At 42.6% G+C, this 21,671-nt stretch carries 11 protein-coding genes; 6 read left to right on the forward strand and 5 right to left on the reverse strand.

The genetic code is table 11. The annotated features are described in order from the left end of the window. The first annotated feature begins 186 nt into the window (after nt 1-186). Entirely contained in the window at nt 187-1,923 is a 1,737-nt protein-coding gene (locus tag H6G96_RS09825) for a cupin domain-containing protein (RefSeq protein WP_190911275.1), read from the forward strand. 288 nt (nt 1,924-2,211) lie between these two features. Beyond that, nucleotides 2,212-2,865, forward strand: coding sequence for a hypothetical protein (locus H6G96_RS09830; protein WP_190911276.1), 654 nt, complete (start codon nt 2,212-2,214; stop codon nt 2,863-2,865). Nucleotides 2,866-2,896: 31 nt separating this feature from the next. On the opposite strand, the gene H6G96_RS09835 is transcribed toward H6G96_RS09830, so the two are convergent. The 4 genes from H6G96_RS09835 to H6G96_RS09855 form a co-directional block, all read right to left on the reverse strand. After that, nucleotides 2,897-3,145, reverse strand: coding sequence for a transposase family protein (locus H6G96_RS09835; protein WP_347242204.1), 249 nt, complete (start codon nt 3,143-3,145; stop codon nt 2,897-2,899). 325 nt (nt 3,146-3,470) lie between these two features. Next, nucleotides 3,471-3,719 (reverse strand): hypothetical protein, encoded by a 249-nt coding sequence (locus H6G96_RS09840; RefSeq protein WP_190911277.1) that lies wholly within the window; start codon nt 3,717-3,719, stop codon nt 3,471-3,473. Nucleotides 3,720-3,743: 24 nt separating this feature from the next. Beyond that, on the reverse strand, nt 3,744-4,229 hold the full coding sequence (locus H6G96_RS09845; protein ID WP_190911278.1) for a hypothetical protein: 486 nt from the start codon (nt 4,227-4,229) through the stop codon (nt 3,744-3,746). Between the two features lie 498 nt (nt 4,230-4,727). Next, nucleotides 4,728-6,047, reverse strand: coding sequence for an IS4 family transposase (locus tag H6G96_RS09855; protein WP_190911280.1), 1,320 nt, complete (start codon nt 6,045-6,047; stop codon nt 4,728-4,730). A gap of 382 nt (nt 6,048-6,429) precedes the next feature. Here H6G96_RS09855 and H6G96_RS09860 point away from each other — a divergent pair, with 382 nt between their 5' ends. Together H6G96_RS09860 and H6G96_RS09865 are read left to right on the forward strand one after the other, a co-directional pair. Continuing rightward, entirely contained in the window at nt 6,430-8,022 is a 1,593-nt protein-coding gene (locus H6G96_RS09860; protein ID WP_190911281.1) for an alkaline phosphatase D family protein, read from the forward strand. A gap of 353 nt (nt 8,023-8,375) precedes the next feature. Further along, nucleotides 8,376-9,419: a transaldolase family protein gene (locus H6G96_RS09865; RefSeq protein ID WP_190911282.1), complete on the forward strand. Its 1,044-nt coding sequence runs from the start codon at nt 8,376-8,378 to the stop codon at nt 9,417-9,419. A gap of 18 nt (nt 9,420-9,437) precedes the next feature. Here the strand turns inward: H6G96_RS09865 and H6G96_RS09870 are convergent, their stop codons facing one another. Next, nucleotides 9,438-13,067 (reverse strand): NB-ARC domain-containing protein, encoded by a 3,630-nt coding sequence (locus H6G96_RS09870; protein WP_190911283.1) that lies wholly within the window; start codon nt 13,065-13,067, stop codon nt 9,438-9,440. 544 nt (nt 13,068-13,611) lie between these two features. Between H6G96_RS09870 and H6G96_RS09875 the strand changes: the two genes are divergently transcribed. Together H6G96_RS09875 and H6G96_RS09880 are read left to right on the forward strand one after the other, a co-directional pair. Continuing rightward, nucleotides 13,612-17,190: an NB-ARC domain-containing protein gene (locus tag H6G96_RS09875; protein ID WP_190911284.1), complete on the forward strand. Its 3,579-nt coding sequence runs from the start codon at nt 13,612-13,614 to the stop codon at nt 17,188-17,190. A gap of 783 nt (nt 17,191-17,973) precedes the next feature. Further along, on the forward strand, nt 17,974-21,534 hold the full coding sequence (locus H6G96_RS09880) for an NB-ARC domain-containing protein (RefSeq protein WP_190911285.1): 3,561 nt from the start codon (nt 17,974-17,976) through the stop codon (nt 21,532-21,534). Nucleotides 21,535-21,671 lie beyond the last annotated feature (137 nt).

Genomic DNA, 21,671 nt, shown 5'->3' on the forward strand with positions numbered 1-21,671 from the left:
AAAGCGCACTGTTTCTCGTGTTTTCTCAGAATCGGGACAAGTCAATGGAATCAATTGCAAGCAGATTGTATCTTAACCCAAGTTTATTGCAGATTTGGAGCGATCGCTTAATGCAATGGGATTGGAACAGATACTTCGCCATTAAGAATTATTTGCAAAACAAACTATCTTACGAGGAGAACTACAATGGAAAGATTTTTTTCTCAAGACATATCATCTAATTCATCAAACCAATCATATTGGGTAGTTGGCGACTCAGTTAAGTTTATAGCAACTAGCGAAAACACTAATTATCAATACGATTTATTCGATGTATACGTTCCACCAAATGTTGGAACTACACCGCACATCCACCTTGCACAAGATGAGGGATTCTATATTGTAGAAGGAAAAGTAAAGTTTCAGCTAAATAACCAAGTTATAACTGCAACTCCTGGAACTTTTGTTGACATTCCTAAAGGTCAAATCCACGCATATCGCAATATTGAAACGACACCAGCGAGAATTATATTGCAAGGCGTTCCCTCAGGGCTTGACAAATTGATTCAGGATACAAGCCGACCTTTCTCAGACCCAGCTAGTTTTCCACCCTCAGATGAGTTTCTTGATCAAATTGTAGAAGCCTTTGCCAAGAATGATTCAGTAGCGCTAGACTCATTAATCTTTACTGCCGATAAATTCAGCGTTAATGAGGATGGTACACCCGTAGCACCAATCACCGTATTTCGCCCATTGGATGATAAAGGGGCAGTTAGTGCCACAATTCTTTTGAGTGATGGCACTGCTACAAGCCCTAAAAACTTCAATGCTTCCCCGATAACAATCAACTTTGCAGATGGGGAGAGAATCAAGACCGTAGACATTCCCATCGTTGATAATGATATTATCGAAGGTAATAAAACTATCAACCTCACCTTGAGCAACGCTACAGTTGGCACAATTATTGGGCTGTTACAAAATAAGGCTACGCTCACAATTTTGGACAACGATGCCCGACCCAAGGGAGAAAACAGCCTTCTTTTAACCGGAAGTGACGGTAATGACATCCTTACGGGTGGGGATGGCATCGAAAACATTATAGGTACAAAAGGAAATGATACCCTGACTGGTGGTGGAAATAGCGATCTGTTTACAGTTCGTCTTGGTGACGGCATTGATAGAATCACTGACTTTGATGGTGTAGGAAAAGGAATTAAGCCATCAGAAAAGGTGTCTAAAGAAATAGATACTCTGAAATTTCAGGGTAACGGGCTAACCACCAGAAATATGCTTCTGACTCAGAATGGAAGTGACCTGCTCATCACCTTCGAGGGTGTTAAGAATACTGGGGTCATTCTACAGAATTTTGCTCTCGAAAATCTAGATAATCTTCGTCAGACTACAGGTGCGTCGCTGGACATCGGCAATATTCTGTTTAATGGGCAGATGGCGTTTCAAGACAGCTTTGATGTTTTCAATGCAAATCAACAAAGCCAGAGTATTTTCAATCAAAACTCGGTTACTTTCCTCAACAACCTTGACAATAATACCAGTGGATTTGACAATTCTAATGATGTCATCAACGGTCAGGGTGGCAATGACTATCTACAAGGGTTAAGTGGAGACGACCTGCTGCGGGGCGGTACTGGTAATGACACTCTTGTCGGCAGCTTTGGTGCAGATATTTTAATTGGCGGTAGTGGCAACGACCTGTTTGTATTTGCACCTAGACATGGAATTGATACTATTGTTGACTTTACTGATGGTGAAGATTTCATTGGGCTTTCAGGTGGTCTAACGTTTGCTGACCTGACGATTACCCAAGGTACTGCTAATAGTGCAAACGATACTTTGATGACTATTACCAGCAGCAATGAGCTTTTGACAATCTTTAGTCAGGTACAGGCCAGTACTATCACAAGTGCCGATTTTACCATTGTTTAACACTATGGCTCTTCTGAAAAGCTCTTTGCTCCGGAGCAAAGAATGTGTGAATTATAGTTGCACGTATTTTGGTAAACAAGGAATATGGATTAGATAAAATGCAAAACTAGTGACAAGGTATAGTAGATTCAAAAAGTGAGCTCTAGGGTGCAGTATCGTTATGCCTATCTACTCTCCAATGAGAGGAAAACAGATGCAGTATTACTATGAGTCTCTGTCGGAAAAAGGCCTATAACTTATTCCCATTTCTCAGTCTATCGAATGTGTTTCTTAAGAGAGTCAATAAAAATGTTGCAGATCGACGCAAATGCTATCGTGGCTATTTCTGCCTTTATTTTACACATCTTTGTGAACTTCCAAGTTTCTGCAAAGCGGTCTCAGGCGATTGAGCGGTTTTCAAAGTTAAGCATTTTTCCGCCTGCGTGGATATTTTCTATCTGGTTGGTAATCTGGGCTTTGCAGGCAGCGCTCTTAATACACTCATATGGATCAGGATTCTGGACGATCCCTTATACAACTGTCTTTGCTCTAATCTGTTTAGGGAATGCCGGTTCGCAGTATGCTGGCTCAAAAGATGCTCCGTGGTATGTATATTTCGCGTTACTGTTTACAATGTTTGCGTCATCTGTTCTTTTTATGGTGTGGAGTGTTAAATTTTTCGGTGACATCCCCTTTTTGAAAAGCGCTACTCAGCTTTATGTCGGCTGGGCGTCAATTGCTATATTAGTTGGCATCGGGGTTATCTTGGTCTGTGATCTTCAATTGGTTTCTGATGCAATCTTCACGAAGATTGGGCTTGCCGTATTGAGCAGCGTACCACTAGTTTTTTTAGGTAGCTATTTCGTAGGACAAAGCGATTTTAGAATCGTGGTCATCCCTTACGTTGGTGTCTTAACAGCCCTAGCGCTCCGTGCCTTGTCAACTCATCAGCTAACACCTTAGCTCGATTCGACTTTATGCATTTTTGATTCAATCAAGCGGCGTAAAAAAGAGCGATTTTTTCGGGGGAGATGGGACTGGTAATGCGGTAATCAGCCCAAGGTAAGTCTGCTAATTTGCGCTCGTAGTGACTATGAATTCTGTGAGTTGCTTGGTTACAAACTGGACAATTAACTACTGTTCTGATTGCGGAAATAATCAACCAAATCTTCGTTTTTATTTCATCAACAAGCCAACTCTCAAGTATCAGGTTTTTTGAATCCGGTAAGAGGTGAGTTAGCACCGACATAACCAAGCTTGAAGCTTATCCCTCGGATGATTCATGGAGTGAAGTTTGAAGTATCTTAATTATAATTATATTTTTTTCCTTTTGCTTTCTGCCCGACGCTCTCTACGAGACGCTAAAAGTGAACGCGGACTCGCTCTACGCGTAGCTATGCCGTTGGCGTAGCCTCTCGTAGAGAAGGCTTTACGCTGCGCTATCTGCCTTCTGCCTTAAAGCGCGTAACCTTTCATCATCACCAAAAGTTGCCAAGAAACAATAGTCGTCCCATATCAAGAGCGATCGCAAAAGATTGAAATTTTTTGCTTACCGAATCCAACATTTATTAACGCTTTTTTAAACGCTTTTCTTTGCCCAATAAAAAAACTAGATAAAAGGACTTTTTAAAAAATGGAATAGAAAGCCTAATATTCACAGTATGGCGCTTGCCAACGCGATTCCCAAATACATTTTTTAGCTCTGCTAATTGGGCATGGGTAAAGCTAGCTGCTATTTGAGGACTAATAGAGGCAAAAAAATGTTGTATAAAAGGATCATTTGTGGAATAGTTTTTGGTTAAATGCTTTTTAAACATCTTAGTTTTTGTTAAGAATAAAGTTTAAAAATTTGGACTGTGTTCATAATACCAACACTTTCCATCATGCCAGGCTCTATGAGTGTGTTCGCATTCAAACCTATCACCAATCCAAGGAATTAAAGTAGGAGAAGACGAGGTATATCTGGTAGTAATTAAAGAGAATACAAAAGGAAATAGAATGTAACTGCAAGCTAATAAAATAATTAGAAATCCTATGAGGAACAAAGCATTGCCAACAGTCCAAAAAGGATATAAACCTTTGCTAGAGCGTAGACGCTCTTGAGAGCGACGTTCTGAACCTGCTAACAACACCAGATAAAACCTTAATCCGGGAATTGGTACTGAAACTTTTATGTCTAAAGGATGACGTGCCCAACGACGAGAGCCAAAACTCCTTATTACAGCTTCTAACTGCTCATCAGTGAAAGTATTTGCTATTTTCGGGTTCATCTGAACGAAAAGCTTCTCAAAATCAGGATCAGGATCAGTGTGCTGAAGATTTTTCATTACTTTGCTACTCTCGTTTATACTGAGTCCATACACTGGTCTTTAATGCTAATGCTGTACGGGCACAGTCACAGCCTTATCTGTGTTCAAAACTGTAAAATATGACTATTTTTTAGGATTAGCGAAATCTCCGTCCGTCACCTCGATAGGATATAGAATCGCTGGCAGCAGGAGATTCGGTAATTTGGGAAAGTACATTTTCAGGTGTAGAGTTACCAAGAACTACAAAAGATAAATTACTTACTTTCTGTTGGCAACCAGCAGTTAAGCAAGTACAAATCAAGCTTGTAATCAAACAATAGAGAAGAGGACGCATACCCACTACTAACTTCAAAATGTACTGAATAGTTCTACAAGCGTTTTGTCACTAGTCCGGAAAATTTGCTAGGAAGCTTGTGTCCTTAATGACTTGCAAATTATTTAAACGCTATTGTTTTACCAATTTGAAAAAGAATGCGACAGATGGGTAGGGGCACAACAATGTTCATTGGTGTCAACTTAAGAAGATAAAACCCAAATTTGTTGGGTGTAAGCGTCATCGAGAGATTGACGCTTACGCCTGGTTTTGACTAGTCCAAACAGCTTTTGACGTTCCACAAGATAGGACACAACTTCACTGGCATCTCCACGGAGAACAGCTTGAGAAAAATGGTATAAACCACGAAAGACCATCTCTGTAGAAATCCGGTCTAAAGGTTGGTTGAGAGCGATCGCAACTTGGGTACACAACTGATTTAAAACTGCATAAAAAATCCATGTTGCCAAAATTTGGATTTGAACACCATTACTATCACCAACCCAGATATAAGCCAAACCTAAAAGCCGTTTTGTAAGTAGAAATGCATCTTCAACTCGCCAACGTCTTCGATATAATTCACACACTTGCTGTGCAGCTAAAATTTGGGGGTCAATCACATTGGTGAGATAGTAATACCAAGTTGCACCCCATAGCACAGAAACTAAGCGTACTGGATGTTTACAAGGATGAGAACGGTATTCGCCCATCGTGATAATTTCATCCCGATAGAATTGACCGCTACTCAAACAACGAACCACAGTATAGGCTGTTTTTTCTCGTAGTCTGGTCACAAAAAACTTTTTGGTGGCAGTGAATTCATCAAACCAAGGGAATTTAAAAAATCCCAGATCAAAAATTAGTAATCCACCCACTGGTAAGCGTTCTAGTAGTTGATCGCACCAAGTTTTGTCATTGGCTTTGCTATTAGTTGTGTACCAAGTTGCTACTGGCTGGTGGGTAAATGCCGCCACTACCATCATAATTTTTCCTGCCACAGTTTTGTCTGTGTCTTTGAGTGCTTTGAGTTTCCTTCTGAGTGCTTCTAGAGTTGAACCATCAGCTATCCAAATAGCTGTAAATCTTTGAGATACTGGTTGCCAATCTGAAGAAATTGCCGTTAGCTGTGTTTGCAATTGTATTCTTGCGATTACTTGCTCAAATATTTGTGTGAATAATTTAATTGGCAGTGTTTGAAGCCTTTTCGAAATTGCTTGTGCGCTGACTTCAATACGTTCTACCCAGAGTAATCCTTCTTCAGATAAAATCCTTCCTACTTCTCTAATCCCCGGAATTTGACGATATACCAGGCTTAACACTATCGCCATCATGACTGGTAATGTCAAGATTCGCTCGCGCAGTTTTTTTTCGTCCTTACCTGAACATAACTTAAGTGGCTTGAAACTGGCTGGTGATAGCAATGAATATAGTTGTTTTTCAATTTCTTCTATTGGCGGCGCTGGTATATGTTTTTGTTGCCGCAGGTCTGGGTTGCCTTTTCGCGCTGGACGTTTTCTACCCATGATGTATAACTAAGAACATCAATCAAAGTCCCCCTTTTTAAGGAGGATTTAGGGGGATCAAGATATGTGCAACTTCACATTAAATTGGTATTAGTTCAACAATATTTTTTCAGAGTCAATTACAACGTAGATTTTAGAAGTAGTTGATAACTGCTCCGGCAAAGCCCACCGCAGGCATCGCTTCCCACGTAAAGGGCGTAACTGTAGCTGCCCGCACTCCTCCACTTATTCACTGGCTGATTGCTGAATAAATTATTGCAATATTAATAACTTCTTAAGCCTTAATTAAACCCAATTTGGTAATTAATCTTGTTAATAACTACATGGTTATTATTTAGGTTTTTTATTCCCTTTTATTGTAGAAATCTCAACAAGGACTTTTATGGAGCGTGTACATTTCCAGCGCTTGCTATCCACTACAGCAAAGCGGCGACGCTTTCTGCTCGGTGCCAGCACATTAACTGCAAGCGCTATTGCTAGTCTTTGGACTCATAAAGTTGTTGCACTGTCAAGATTCTCTGCCTATCCCTTCAGCCTTGGTGTTGCTTCTGGCGATCCTTTACCAGATAGTGTAGTGCTATGGACACGGCTGGCTCCAGATCCCTTAAATGGTGGCGGTATGCCGCAAGTGAATGTGCCAGTAAGGTGGCAAGTTGCTTTGGATGAAAACATGAGACAAGTTGTGCTACGGGGCGTGGCATTGGCAACGCCTGAATTAGCGCATTCTGTTCATGTAAATGTACGTGGTTTAGAGCCTAACCGTTGGTATTGGTATCAATTTAAAGTGGGTAATGAAGATAGCCCGATTGGTCGTACCCGTACTGCTCCAGCAATTGGTACTAGGTTGAATCAACTCAACTTTGCCTTTGTTACTTGCCAAAAATGGGAGGATGGTTTCTATTCTGCTTATCGTCGCCTAGCTGAAGAAGATTTAGATTTGGTTTTTCACTTGGGTGATTATATTTACGAATACGGTATCCCTGCCACAGGTGGTGTACGCAATGTTTCTTTACCTGAAGAGTTTAGAAAAGAAACGAATACCCTTGAGCAATACCGCCTTCGATATGCTCTATATAAAACTGACCCGGATTTACAAAAAGCCCACGCCTTGTTTCCCTTTACAGTTACCTGGGACGACCACGAAGTTGAAAATGACTATACCGATGACATTTCGGAAAACAACGATCCGGTCAAAAAGTTTCTCGAAAGGCGTGCTGCTGCTTATAAGGCTTATTATGAGCATCAGCCACTGCGGGAATTTTCCCTACCACAGGGGCCAGATATGCTGATTTACCGTCGGCTGACTTTTGGTAATCTGGCGGAGTTTAGCGTACTTGATAGCCGCCAGTACCGCAGCGATCAGCCATGCGGTGACGGTGAAACACCTCGTTGCCCAGCAGCGCTAGATCCATTTAAAACCATGCTTGGTTCTCAGCAGGAGCGCTGGCTGCTGGATGGTCTTGCTCGTTCTCAAGCACGTTGGAACATACTTGCCCAACAGGTGCTCATGGCAGAGCTAGATCATAAAATCGGGTCAGGCGAAATCTTTTGGAACGACTCATGGGATGGATATCCCCTTGCACGTAATCGTGTTTTAAGTCACATCGCCAGCCACCGGATTTCTAACCCAGTAGTGATTACTGGTGATTGGCATTCTACATTTGTCAATGACCTCAAGCTGGACTTTAAGGCTTCTAACTCTCCAACAGTGGCTACGGAGTTTGTTACTCCCTCAATTACTAGCAATGGTGATGCCAATGTCTATGGCCCCTACTACGGTCCGAAGATTCCAGAAAACCCCCACATTAAGTTCTTTGATGGCGATCGCCGAGGCTACTTCCGAGTCAACCTTAACTATGAGCGTTGGCAGACTGACTTGCGTATTGTTACAACTGTGAGTCGTCCAGATGCGCCTGTATACACTTTTGCTTCCTTTGTTGTTGAGAATGGTCATCCAGGTGCCAAATTAGACTAATATTTAAGTTTTTGCGTATTCAAATATTTGAATACGCAAAAACTTCAAAGTGTAACGCACATAATAGAAAATCTTCATGTCAAAGGCATGGTGACGCTCGTTCGCTCTTAGCGTCTCCCTTTGGGAGAAGACTCGCTAACGCTACGCAATTACAGCGCTAGACATAATTATCGATCAGTTTATCGGTAAAGGTACAGATATCTGCTTTACTTTCGCTCTTGGTTGCACCGACGCTCTAATCACCCTTACTTAAATTAGCGCTTAACTCATGGATCTTGCATGGTGTCATTTGGAGAAAGTTGCCAAACTGGTTTATTGAACGTTTGAATCTTTGAGCATAAAGTTTGTAAACTATGAACCTGTTACAATCACTCCGTCGCTCTGGACAATCCGTTTGGCTTGATGGGTTTGAGCGAAACTGGGTGAGCAGTGGTCAGTTGCAACAAGCCATTGAAGAGGATGGGTTAAGTGGTGCACGCTCGAACTTTGACGCGTTGAACCTTGCCATCCAGGGACATGCGTACGATCGCGACTTCAGTACGCTGGCACAGCAAGGGATGAGCCGGAGCGCTCGATTAGATTATGAATACTTGCTGGTGCGAGATATGCAATTAGCCGCTGATCAGTTGAAACAAGTTCATGCTCATACACAAGGACGAGATGGCTATGTTCAAGTCGATCTGCCGCCTGATACGCTATTTGAAGCTGAAACTGCGATCGCTGCCGCTCACAAAATCTGGCGGGCTGTAGGGTGGAGTAATTTATTGCTGAGAATCCCAGCAACTCGATTAATGTTGCCAGTGATTGAACAACTGCTTCGCGAAGGCATGAATGTGAATGCTACGTTAGTGTTTTCTCTAAACGTATACAACCAGGTCTTTGACAGTTATCTCAGAGGATTAGAGAACCAGATTCAGCTAGGAAAGTCCGTGAGTAACGGCGTTTGCTTTGCCAGTTTTGCCATTGATCGGTGGAGTGCGGCGATTAATCGATTCATTGCTCACTCAGAAACATCTTTTGGCATGATGCAATCCAGACTACTCTATGAACACTATCAAAGTGAACGCCAGCGATCGCTCCCTTTAGGGGCAAAGCCACTGCGGTTGGTGTGGGATTGCACAGATATTCCACCTAAATTCGCATGGCATTATATTCAGGCTCTAACGGTTCCTGAAACAGTTATGTTGCTATCGCCATCGACTTTAGAGATGTATCGTAAGGTTTCTCTGCTCCCTATAAGGCAAATTGACGGTGAAAGCGATCAACAAATTATAACAAGCGAAACAGAAATTCTCTTGGATGAACAGATTGACCAACTCGTGAACGAGGAAATGGCGCGATCGCTCAACGCCTATCAACAGTTGCTAGACACCATTGAACACAAGCGAAGGCGTTGAATTTGGATGTATATCGCTTCAATGGTCAATTGCCCCTAACGCTTTCAGGGTAGTTCTTTGAGCTACTGTCAACCCGGTTGCTCCTTGAATATTCATGCCTTCATACAGGCGATTGACCATCAACGTGTTGATACAGCATCCTGTTTGCACGTCCCAAAGCTTGATTGTGCGATCATCACTACCACTGAATAAGATTTGACCGTTAGAGTTAAAGATCACTGACTGAACCCAACCGCTATGTTCATCCAGAATGTGGAGGCAATGCCCCGTTTGCAGATCCCATAGTCGAATAGTTTGATCAATACCGCCACTTGCCAGAGTATTACCTTGAGGACTTATGGCAACCGTCCAGACGGCTCCTGTATGCCCCTGCAAAACATAAAGACATTCTCCGGTTTGCACATCCCATAATCGAATGGTTTGGTCGTGACTACCGCTTACCAGCCGATGACCACTCTTGTCAAATGCCAGTGCGAAAACGGCTCCCGTATGTCCTTGCAATACCTTTGAACATTCTCCAGTTTCCACATCCCATAATCGAATGGTGAAATCAAAACTGCCACTTGCCAACCATTGACCGCCCGGATCAAATGCGATCGCACGAATAGCGCTCTGGTGTTCGCGTAACACATACAAACAGTGATGCGTTTGCACATCCCAAAGTCGCACGGTGCAATCATAACTACTGCTTGCCAAAATTTGTCCCGTTGGGCTAAACAAAACTGTCCAGATGGATGCGTTGTGCGCTGACCATCGATCGAGGTGCCCAGTTTGGATATTCCATAAAGTGATCGATTCATCATGTCGATTGATCGCGATAGTTTGATTATCGGGACTAAAGCTGACGTTGCTGAATGATGAAATCCGACGGGTCGGGCTAGGAAAAGTTTTGTAGGGGTGAAATGATGACAGATTACCATCTGGTTGCAAATGCCACAACTGAATCATCTCATTCTGACCACTACTAGAAAGCAGTTGACCATCTGCACTGAGACTCAGGGAGTGAACCCCACCCGTATATCCACGCAACGTTTTTAGGTTTTGTCCACTCTCTAAATGCCACAGCCGCACCGTCTGGTCTTCTCCTGTGCTGATCAACAATTGATTGTCGGCACTGATAGCAAGCCCATAAACATCGTGGGTATGACCCTTAAGTACATGAATGGATTGCCCGTCTTGCACATTCCAAAGGCGCAGAGTACCATCACGACCACCGCTCACTAAGAGACGACCATCCGGGCTAAAGGCGATGCCCCAAACAAAATCGGTATGTCCATACAGCAACTTGGCACTAGAATTTATGGAATGGGGGTTTGAATGTCGATCATGGGACAGATAATTGCTCCACAACCGAATCGACCCATCCCGGCATCCGCTGGCGAGCAGTTGACCATCCGGGCTGTATCGCACACACCGAACCCCGCTGGTATGCCCCTGTAAGACACTCAGGCAGTGACCATTGCTCACATCCCAGATCCTAATGGTTGTATCATTACTGCTACTGGCTAAGGTTTGCTGATCGGTCGCGAAGTGGACAGAATAAACACTCTGGGTGTGTCCTTTCAAGACACGCAGACACTGCCCTTGCAAATTCCATAAGCGCACCGTTTTGTCATCGCTGCAACTCGCTAACTGCTGACCATCGGCACTAAAACTCACTGACCAAACACAACTTGTATGTTCTGTTAGCACCTGCAAGCAGTTTTCACTCTGGATATCCCACAAGCGCACCGAACTATCACTACTGCTGCTTGCTAACGTTCTGCCATCGGGACTAAAGGCAACCGACCAAACCCAGCCTTTGTGTCCTGAAAAGATCCCCAAAAGTTGTGCTGTGCTGATGTTCCAGAGATAGATGTTGCCATTGGAATCGCCAACGGCAATGGTCTGTCCGTCTGGACTGAGGTCGACCGACCTCGCAACATTGAGTGTTTCTGAAAAGATAGATTTAGTTAAATCGGCATTCTGAAAATTGACTCCTGTTAAATCGACCTGCCGTAAGTCGGCTTGCTGCACCACAAGACTAGAAAAATCCCAGCCGCGTAAGTCTACTTGAAGCTGCACCAGTACGTTAATTAGGTTGCCTGCGGTGTATCCTGGTTTCTTTACCTGTTGCCTTAATATGTGCCTTGCTTGTGCCTCGATCGCCGCTACACTGCCAAAGCGAGGCAGCAACCGTTCCATCACAGGTTGCACAATTAAGCGTGTCTGAATCTCTCGAATGTAATCTTTTGCTTGTACTCGCACTAAGGGATGCGTTTGCCAAACGTTAAGCTGCTGCGTTTCAAATTCCATGCAAATTTGCTGCACAAATCGTTCTGTGACATATTCCATCACCACAGGTTGCAAGAAGAATAATCCATCGGTTTTTTCAATTAGCGAGCGCCTCAGTAGTGAGTTGATCAAATTAGGTACACTTTGTTGAGCAGCAGGATCAACCACGTTCTCTCGAATGTCTGAAATCGAAACTGGCTCCCGATGAATTGCAAACCAAAACAGTGTTTTCTGTTCGGCTTCGGATAGGCGGGCGAACTGACGGTCTAGTAAATCGCGGATGTCTTCAAAAACAGCCAATCCTTGACTGAGATAGGACAACACCTCTGTAATGCTGCCGTTAAACAAATCCCCAATTGCGGCTGCCAACAGTTTCAATGCCAGAGGATTGCCACCGTAGTGGTGAATTAAAGTTTCCCATTCGGCTTCTGAACCTGTAAACGCTCCTTTTTGCCGAAAGATGGCGCGTCCGTCATCAGGTGTTAGTCCGCTCAAGCTCAACGATCTCACTAGCACCTGTGCACCTTCCATCAGTGCCATTTCACGTGGCTTTTCTCGACTAGTGAGCAACAAACAACTTTGGTGAGATGCTTCGCCAATGGCTCTAAGCAATTGTCCGTAACCTTCGTAGCCCGAGATCCACTGTCCCACTGGCTCACGCTGCAAAATGGTTTCAGTATTATCCAGAATTAATAAACACCGACGTGATCGCAGATATTGCATCAGTTTGGAGATTTGCTGATCGAGCGTGGTGGGAATAATCGGATCTTCCCCAAAAAGTGGCATGAGAAATTTCAGTAGGCTCGACAAAAGTTCATCCAGCGGTGGTGCATTAGCCAGGGAGCGCCATGCGACAATCTCAAATTCTGTTTGCATCCCAAGCGCAGCCTTGACGGCGAGCGTACTTTTGCCAATACCGCCAATGCCCAGTACTCCAACCAGACGACAGCGCTCAGACACAACCCACTGCCACAGTTGCGTCAGTTCTGCCTCACGCCCATAAAACGCTGAGGCATCGACCGCCGTATCCCAGTCCTGTTGGGGATTTGTCCAGCGGCTCAGAGTCTCTTGGGATGAGGCAGGGGATGTCAGGTCTGTCTGCGTCAGTTCCAGCCCAAACGCCCGAAAAAGATACTCTAATGACTGGCGATCAACACCCAGTTCGCGCTTGAAAATGCGAGCGAGGGTATTTAGGGAGAGTCCGGTGCGATCGCTGAGTTCTTCCTGGGTGAAGCGCTTACCCCAGGTTTCGTCGGATTCCGCCTGCTGCTTTGCCGTCTGAAACTTTTGCCACCCTTGAGGCGATAGGATGGCTCCTCGCACGCGAAAAGAAGTGGAGGAACCTCGTCTAGTTTTTGATGGGTTGGAATCCATAGATCAACCGATGGTGCAAAGGACAGAGCAAATCTTTTCTGAAGATATCGGGCGTTAGGTTAAGGAACTTGCAAATAAAAAAATATACCATCGCTATAGAGGCAGGGGGCAGGGGGCAAGGGGAGGGAAAGTCGTAGTGAAGTCCAGAAATTGGATAATTTATTTTTTGGAGTTCCCTAATCAAGGACTGATGGGGAGTTTCAGCAACACAACTTGACCCGCAAATTATTCCATTTTGATGAAAGTATATCAGGTTTAATGGCTCCTAGCTCACTTAGAGTGGCCTTCCTCAAGCACAGAAACATTAAATCGCGTTTTAACTCAACTAACTTGAGTGGTTGAGTGGGCGACAATAATTCATTTTTAATGGGTACCAGTCCAAAAGGGACATGCTTGGCTAATAAGCATTGCGTCCCATTTTTTAGATATTATTAGTCCTGGTTACATATATGGCTAGGCTTTAAGCCAAAAGCAACAATGGAGATCACCTCTTTTGAAAAGCTTGTCATGAACTTTTGCTGTAAAAAATAGGTATTCATAATTTATGAATCGGCACAAGCCAAAACGGAATCGTGGCGTTATACTTACTCCTGAAGGCTGGCAAAAACTTCAGCAGGCAAAACTTGAAGGGGAACTTCGAGAAAAATTTGGCTCCAAGTACACTCTAGAAGAAATAAGTGAACGCGCTGGATTAACTTCAAATACAGTCGCAAAGATACTTACTAACCAAGAAGGGGTTGACAAACGAACGCTAGTTTATTTATTCATGGCGTTTAACTTAGAGCTAAATCCCCAAGACTATTTTAAGTTAAATCCTGATTTGGCGAGACTTTCAGCTTTGGAGTCTCGAAAGCGCGTTGATTGGGGAGAGATGGTGGATGTATCTGTTTTCTATGGACGCACAGATGAACTGACTCTACTAGAGCAATGGTTGATCCAGGAACGCTGTCGAGTAGTGGCGCTGTTGGGAATGGGAGGAATTGGTAAAACCTCTCTGGCTGCCAAGTTATCACAAAAGGTTCAAGGATGTTTTGAGTACGTTATCTGGCGATCGCTCTACAATGCTCCCCCACTTTTTGACCTGCTGGCAAATTTAATTCAATTTTTCTCTAACGGGCAGGTTTTAGAAACTGACTTACCAAAAAGTGTAGATGGGAGAATATCACAACTAATTGAATATTTGCAACAACAGCGCTGTCTGATCGTATTAGATAATGTTGAGACTATTTTGCAACCAGGCGCTTGTGCTGGATGCTATCGAGAAGACTATGAAGATTATGGCTTATTGATTAAACGATTGGGACAAGTTATGCATCAAAGTTCCTTAGTGCTGACTTCACGCGAAAAACCCAAAGATATAGCTTCACAGGAAGGGCAAGCACTACCTGTTCGTTCATTACAAGTGAAAGGTCTGAATGAGGAAGAAGTAAAAAAAATTTTTCACCTGAAAGGTTTGCTTGGAGCAGAGTCCCAAAATAAAACACTGATTGAGCTTTATTCTGGTAATCCATTGGCTTTGAAGATAGTTGCAACGACTATTCAAGATGTTTTCAATGGTGATATTTCTGAGTTTTTGAACCAAAAAACATCTGTTTTTGGTGATATTTGTGCTGTTTTAGAGCAACAGTTTGAGCGTTTATCTAGTTTAGAACGTGTGGTTATGTATTGGCTGGCAATTAATCGTGAGTCAATTTCACTCTGCAATTTGCAAGAAGATTTAACTTCATTAGTAATCCCACACAAGTTACTAGAAGCTCTAGAATCTTTGATCAGGCGAAGCCTCATCGACAAATTTCAGTCAACGCTAAGTGAAAAAACTGGTTTACTCTTCACATTACACTCTGTAGTAATGGAGTATGTCACTAGCAAATTAATTCAGCAAACTTATCAAGAGATTGCAACTAAACAAATTGTGCTTCTTAAATATTATGCTTTGAGTAAAGCTCAGTCCAAAGACTACACTAAAGAAACTCAAATACGCTTAATTATTAAGCCAGTTATTGATGAACTTTTTACTATTTTTAAAATCCCAAGAAGGCTAGAAAATCATTTAAATGAAATTTTAGTCAAGTTACAAAGAGAATCTTCACTGGAACCTGGATATACAAGCGGAAATATTCTCAACTTGCTTTGTCAGTTAAAGACAGATTTAAGAGGATATGATTTTTCTAACCTAAGCGTTTGGCAAGTAGATATGCGGGGTGTAAGTTTACCTCAAGTCAACTTCCAAAATGCTAATTTATCTAAATCGGTTTTTACTAAAAGTTTTAGCAAAATTTCTGCAGTAGCATTCAGCCCCAATGGAAAAATTTTAGCGGCGAGTGACGCAAATGGCAAAATTTGCTTGTGGCGAGACTTTGGTGAGGGCGAACAACTTTCGACCTGTCTAGGACATATTGATTGGGTTCGAGCGATCGCTTTCAGTCCGAATGGTAGCACTCTTTGCAGTGGAGGTACTGACCAGAATGTGAAATTGTGGGATGTCAACACAGGTGAATGCCTGAAAACTTTAACAGAACATCCTGAGCGGGTACAATCTGTTGCCTTCAGTCCTCAAGGTGAAATTCTAGCTTCTGGCAGCGATGATTGGGCAGTGCGTTTGTGGAATATCTCGGATAGCAGGTGTTACAAAATACTACAGGGACATACTGATTCGGTATTATCTGTAGTTTTTAGTCCTAAAGGTAAAATTCTTGCCAGTGCTAGTAGTGATAAAACCGTAAAGCTATGGAATTTCCGCACAGGAGAATGCCTCAAAACTTTGCAGGGACACACTAGTTCGGTTTCCTCAATTGCTTTCAATCCTGAAGGTAAGACCTTGGTTAGTGGTGGTGATGACCAAACTGTGAAACTCTGGAGTATCTCAGATGGGAAGTGCCTGAGAGCTTTCCAGGGACATAGTGACAGGGTTAGGTCAGTCGCTTTTGCTCCTAATGGTAATATTCTGGCTAGTGGCAGTGATGACCAAACTGTGAAGCTATGGAATTTCCGCACAGGAGAATGCGTTAAAACATTGCAGGGTCACACAAGTTTGGTCTGTTCTGTTGTTTTTAGTCCAGATGGTCAAACTTTGGTCAGTGGTAGTGATGACCAAACTGTGAGGTTTTGGGATGTTGGCACTGGTCAAGCCTTAAGAAACTTGCAGGGCTACAATAATGGGGTGTGGTCTGTTGCCTTTGCTCCTGGTGGGCAGACCATAATTAGCAGCAATAATGACCAAACTGTAAAACTTTGGGATGTCGTGGATGGGAAGTGCTACAAGACTTTACGAGGACACCCTAATCGAGTCAGAACAGTTGCCTTTAGTCCTCAAGGTAATATATTGGCAAGTGGCAGTTACGATCAACTTGTGAGGCTGTGGGATAGCAGCACCTGCCAATGTTGCAACATCTTACGGGGACATACTGGCTGGGTAAAGTCAGTTGCCTTTGCTTCTGGAGGTAAGATTCTCGCCAGTGGCAGTGATGACAAAACTGTAAGGCTTTGGGACGTTAACACTGGTAAAGTTTTGAATATTTTGGAACATAGTCATGGGGTATGGTCGGTTGCTTTCAGTCCTGAAGGTAATATCCTGGCCAGTGGCAGTGATGATCAAACAGTAAAGCTCTGGGATATTCGCACAAGTGAATGTCTCAAAATTTTGTCGGGACATAAGAGTTGGGTATTGTCCGTCGCTTTCAGTCCTGAAGGTAAGACCTTAGCCAGTAGCAGTAAAGATCAAACAGTGAAGCTTTGGGATGTTAGCACAGGTAAATGTCTCAAAATTTTGTTAGGACACACAAGCTGGGTATTGTCGGTTGCTTTTAGTCCGGAAGGTAAACTTTTGGCTAGCGGTAGCGTAGACCAAACGGTAAGGTTGTGGGATGTCCAATCCGGTCAATGTATCAAAACTTTGCATGGTCATACTCACTGGATAAGGTCAGTTGCCTTTAGTCCAGATAGTCAAACCCTGGTAAGTGGTAGCGAAGATGAAACTGTTAAATTATGGGATGTTTTGACGGGTGAATGCCTAAAAACTTTAAAAAACGAAAAGCCTTATGAGGACATGAACATTACTGGCGTTACAGGTTTAACCCAAGCAACTATTACTTCTTTGAAAGTTTTGGGAGCAATTGAAAATTGATTTTCTCTTCGGCTTGACTCTGCTTCACTAAAAGACGGCTTTTGAATTCATTCATTGCATATATAAAATTACAGAGGTTTGAAAATCCATAAGCTATTGCGTATTTAACTTGGTTGCAGAAATTGGAGATATAACTGCCTATTTTGCAGATTTAGGAACTTCATTCTGAAACATTAGATGCACAACAGCTTACTTTTTAAGTAGGGGTTTCCAAAGTTAGTAAATACTTTGGCTACTGTCTAAGTATTTTTTTAGCGTGCGTACCATCTCTCGAATTACATCGCTCTTTGTCCTCTGCATTTTCTTACAATATTCCTCCAAAATTATTTTCTCCTCAAGGGAAAATTGAATTGTTAAATTAGCAGCATTTTTTCTAGCCATTGTCATTGACTTTTAATGACTTTTCAATTACTATTATATAGTAAACTACTGAGTAATCAAGAGGAAACAGCAAATTTTAATTTCCTTCTATTAAAGTAAATACTTGGTGCCTCAATTCAAGAGATATTTATCAATATAATTATGGATTGTGGATATAAATTTACAAATCAACTCTTAGTTTGCTAATAATAAAGTTGTTGCTTAATAACGTCTAAAGTTCCTCAGGCTATTGTACTATTTCCGTTTTAACTATCTAAAATTAGATTTTTGAAATGGTTGTTCTGACAGTGTTTTATCGATTATTTAGCTTGTTTTGCAACAACTCTGATTTACTGATAATTCCCTTCGTAAACGCTAGTCGTAGGAGCCTATTGCTCCAAATACAATTCTCCCTAAGAAATTATGAAACCGGAGAAACCCAAACGCAATCGTGGGCTTATACTGACTCGTGAAGGCTGGCAAAAGCTTCAGAATGCCAAACTTGAGTGGGAATTTAGGAAAAACAATGGCTCAAAATATACCTTAGAAGAATTAAGCGAACAAGCTGGGATCACTCCTGTCACTTTCAGAAAGATCCTTACTCGTGAAACCGGGGTTGACAAACGGACCCTTGTTCGTTTGTTTATGATGTTTAATTTAGAACTGGATAAAAGCGATTATACAAACCCAGAATCTGATTTAAAAGGGCAGGAAGACTTGAAGAACCCCAAGCGCGTTGATTGGGGAGAAATGGTGGATGTATCTGTTTTCTATGGACGCACAGATGAACTGACTCTACTAGAGCAATGGTTGATCCAGGAACGCTGTCGAGTAGTGGCGCTGTTGGGAATGGGAGGAATTGGTAAAACTTCTCTTGCTGCCAAGTTATCACAAAAGGTTCAAGGATGTTTTGAGTACGTTATCTGGCGATCGCTTTACAATGCTCCCCCACTTTTTGACCTGCTGGCAAATTTAATTCAATTTTTCTCTAACGGGCAGGTTTTAGAAACTGACTTACCAAAAAGTGTAGATGGGAGAATATCACAACTAGTTGAATATTTGCAACAACAGCGCTGCCTGATCGTATTAGATAATGTAGAGACTATTTTACAAACAGGCGCTTATGCTGGATGCTATCGAGAAGGCTATGAAGATTATGGCTCACTGATCAAACGATTGGGACAAGTTATGCATCAAAGTACCTTGGTGCTGACTTCTCGTGAAAAACCCAAAGACATAGCGTCACTCGGAGGAGAAACACTGGCTGTTCGCTCATTACAAGTGGGTGGTTTAGAGGTAGTAGCAGGGCAAAAAATCTTTGAAGCCAAAGGTTTTTATGTCTCAGAGTCAGAATTACCAGCACTAGTCGAGCGTTATGCAGGTAATGCCCTAGCTTTGAAGATAGTAGCGACAACGATCCAAGATGTTTTTGATGGTAATATTGCTGAATTTCTGCAACATTACACTGCTGTTTTCGGCAGCATTCGCGATCTGCTAGACCAGCAGTTTTCGCGCTTGGCAAATTTAGAGAAGGATATAATATACTGGCTAGCAATCAATCGTGAGCCAGTTTCGCTATCAGAAATACGAGAGGATATTGTATCACCAATTTCACCACAAAACTTACTGGAAGCTCTGGAGTCTCTGGTAAGGCGCTCATTGATAGAGAAAAACACAGCACTCTTTACCCTACAACCTGTAGTCATGGAGTATGTGACTCAGCGATTGATAGAGATAGTTTGTAAGGAGATTGAAACTCAGAATCTTGATTTGTTCAGGTGTCATGCTTTGATGAAGGCAACGGCTAAAGACTACGTAAGGGAAACTCAAATTCGCCTCATTCTTAAGCCAGTTATAGATGGGTTGACCACTGTCTTGAAAAGCAAAAAAAACCTTGAAAATCAGCTAACCCAAATTTTAGCAAGTTCACGAGAGAGATCACCGCTAGAACAAAGTTATACAGCTGGGAATATTCTCAATCTGCTTTGTCATCAAGACAGTGACCTTGGCGGCTATGATTTTTCTTATTTAAGTATTTGGCAAGCAGACTTGCGATGTTTAAAATTACACGATGTAAATTTCCAAAATGCCAATTTTGATAAGTCTGTTTTTGCTGAAACCTTCGGCGGTGTTTGGTCGGTAGCCTTTAGCCCGGATGGTAAACTTTTGGCTTTGGGTGATACCAATGGTGAGATTCGTTTGTACCAAGTTTCGGATTGGAAACAACTTTTAACCTGTAAAGGTCATGCTAACTGGGTTGTATCGCTTGCCTTTAGTCCTGATAATACAACCCTTGCTAGTAGTAGTACTGACCATACTGTAAAATTATGGGATATCATTACAGGCCAATGCGTTCAAGCCTTGCACGGACATAATAATGAGGTTTGGTCTCTTGCTTTTAGTCCGGATAGTGACACACTAGTCAGTGGCAGTGATGACCAAACGATAAAATTATGGAGTGTTCAAACTGGTGAATGCTTTAGAACTTTCTACGGACATACTAGTTGGGTATGCTCCGTTGCCTTCAGTCTAGATGGAAAAACGCTTGTGAGTGGTAGTGATGACCATACAATTGGTGTGTGGAATGTCAATACTGGTGAATGCCTCAAAACTTTCCACGGGCACCATGACGGTATACGGTCAGTTGCCATAAGTCCTGATGGTTATATGCTGGCGAGTGGCAGTGAAGACAAGACTGTAAAATTATGGGATATAAATACTGGTGAATGTCTTAAAACTTTCCACGGTCATTCTGATGAAGTATATTCAGTTGACTTTACCCTAGAGGGCGAACTCCTAGCTAGTGGTAGTTATGACAAGACGGTGAGGCTATGGAGTGTTAAGACTGGTGAATGCCTCAAAATCTTGCAAGGACATTCTAGTTGGGTATTGTCGGTAGCCTTTAGTTCACAGAATAATCTCATAGTCAGTGGTAGTTACGATCAGACAGCGAGGCTATGGAATGTTAATACTGGTGAATGCCTCAAAACTTTCCAGGGATATACTAATCAGATTCAATCAATCGCTTTCAATCCTGATGGACAGATGCTAGCAAGCGGCGGTCACGACCAGATGGTAAGGTTATGGGGTGTCAAGAAAGGTCAATGTCTAAAAATATTCCAGGGACATAGGGCTGCCGTGCAATCAATTGCTTTTAGTCCTGATGGGCAGACGCTAGCAAGCAGTAGCCATGACCAAACGGTAAGGTTATGGAATGTCAATACGGGTCAATGCCTGAAAATGTTCGAGGGACATAAGGCACTGGTTTGGTCTGTTGCTTTTTGTCCTGAAGGTAAAAGATTAGCAAGTGGCAGTTATGACCAGACGGTAAGGTTATGGAATGTTAATACAGGTCAAGTCTTGCAAATATTGCAGGGACATACTGCTCCGGTTTGGTCTGTTGCCTTTAGTCCTCAAGGAACGATAGTGGCAAGTGGCGCTTTAGACCAGACGATCAAATTATGGGATGTCAGCACTGGTGAGTGCAAAAGAACCTTGGAAGGGCATACGACTTGGGTTTGGTCAGTTGCCTTTAGTCCAAATGGTGAAATGCTGGCAAGTGCTAGTCTGGATGGAACAATAAGGTTATGGAGTGTCAGCACTGCTGAATGCCTCAGAATTTTGCAGGTAAATGCAGCTTGGTTTAGTTCAGTGGTCTTTAGTCCAGATAGCCGGACACTAGCAAGTGGCAGTCACGATTATACAGTCCGGTTGTGGGATGTCAGTACAGGTGAATGCTTTAGAACATTGCAAGGACATACAGGCGGGGTTTGGTCAGTCGCTTTTAGTTCTAATGAGCAGATTATAGCCAGTAGTAGTGATGATGAGACAATTAGACTGTGGGATTTAAAAACAGGTGAGTTCTTAAAAACCCTAAAAGGGGAGAAACCTTATGAGGGAATGAACATCATAGGAGCTACAGGTTTAACTATAGCCACTATTTCTGCATTAAAAGTGTTGGGAGCAATTGCTGACGAAAAATAGCCTTATTTATTACAATACCTCTGCCAATTTACGAGGGTTCAACACCCGTAGAAACGGGATGAATACGACCTAAAGACGTAAGCTTGGCAAAAATCTGGGTTAATAAAATAGGCTCAGGGATAACAGCCAAGCATTTT

Origin of the sequence: Nostoc sp. FACHB-892 (assembly GCF_014698795.1) — a bacterium.
Classification (GTDB): Bacteria; Cyanobacteriota; Cyanobacteriia; order Cyanobacteriales; family Nostocaceae; genus Nostoc.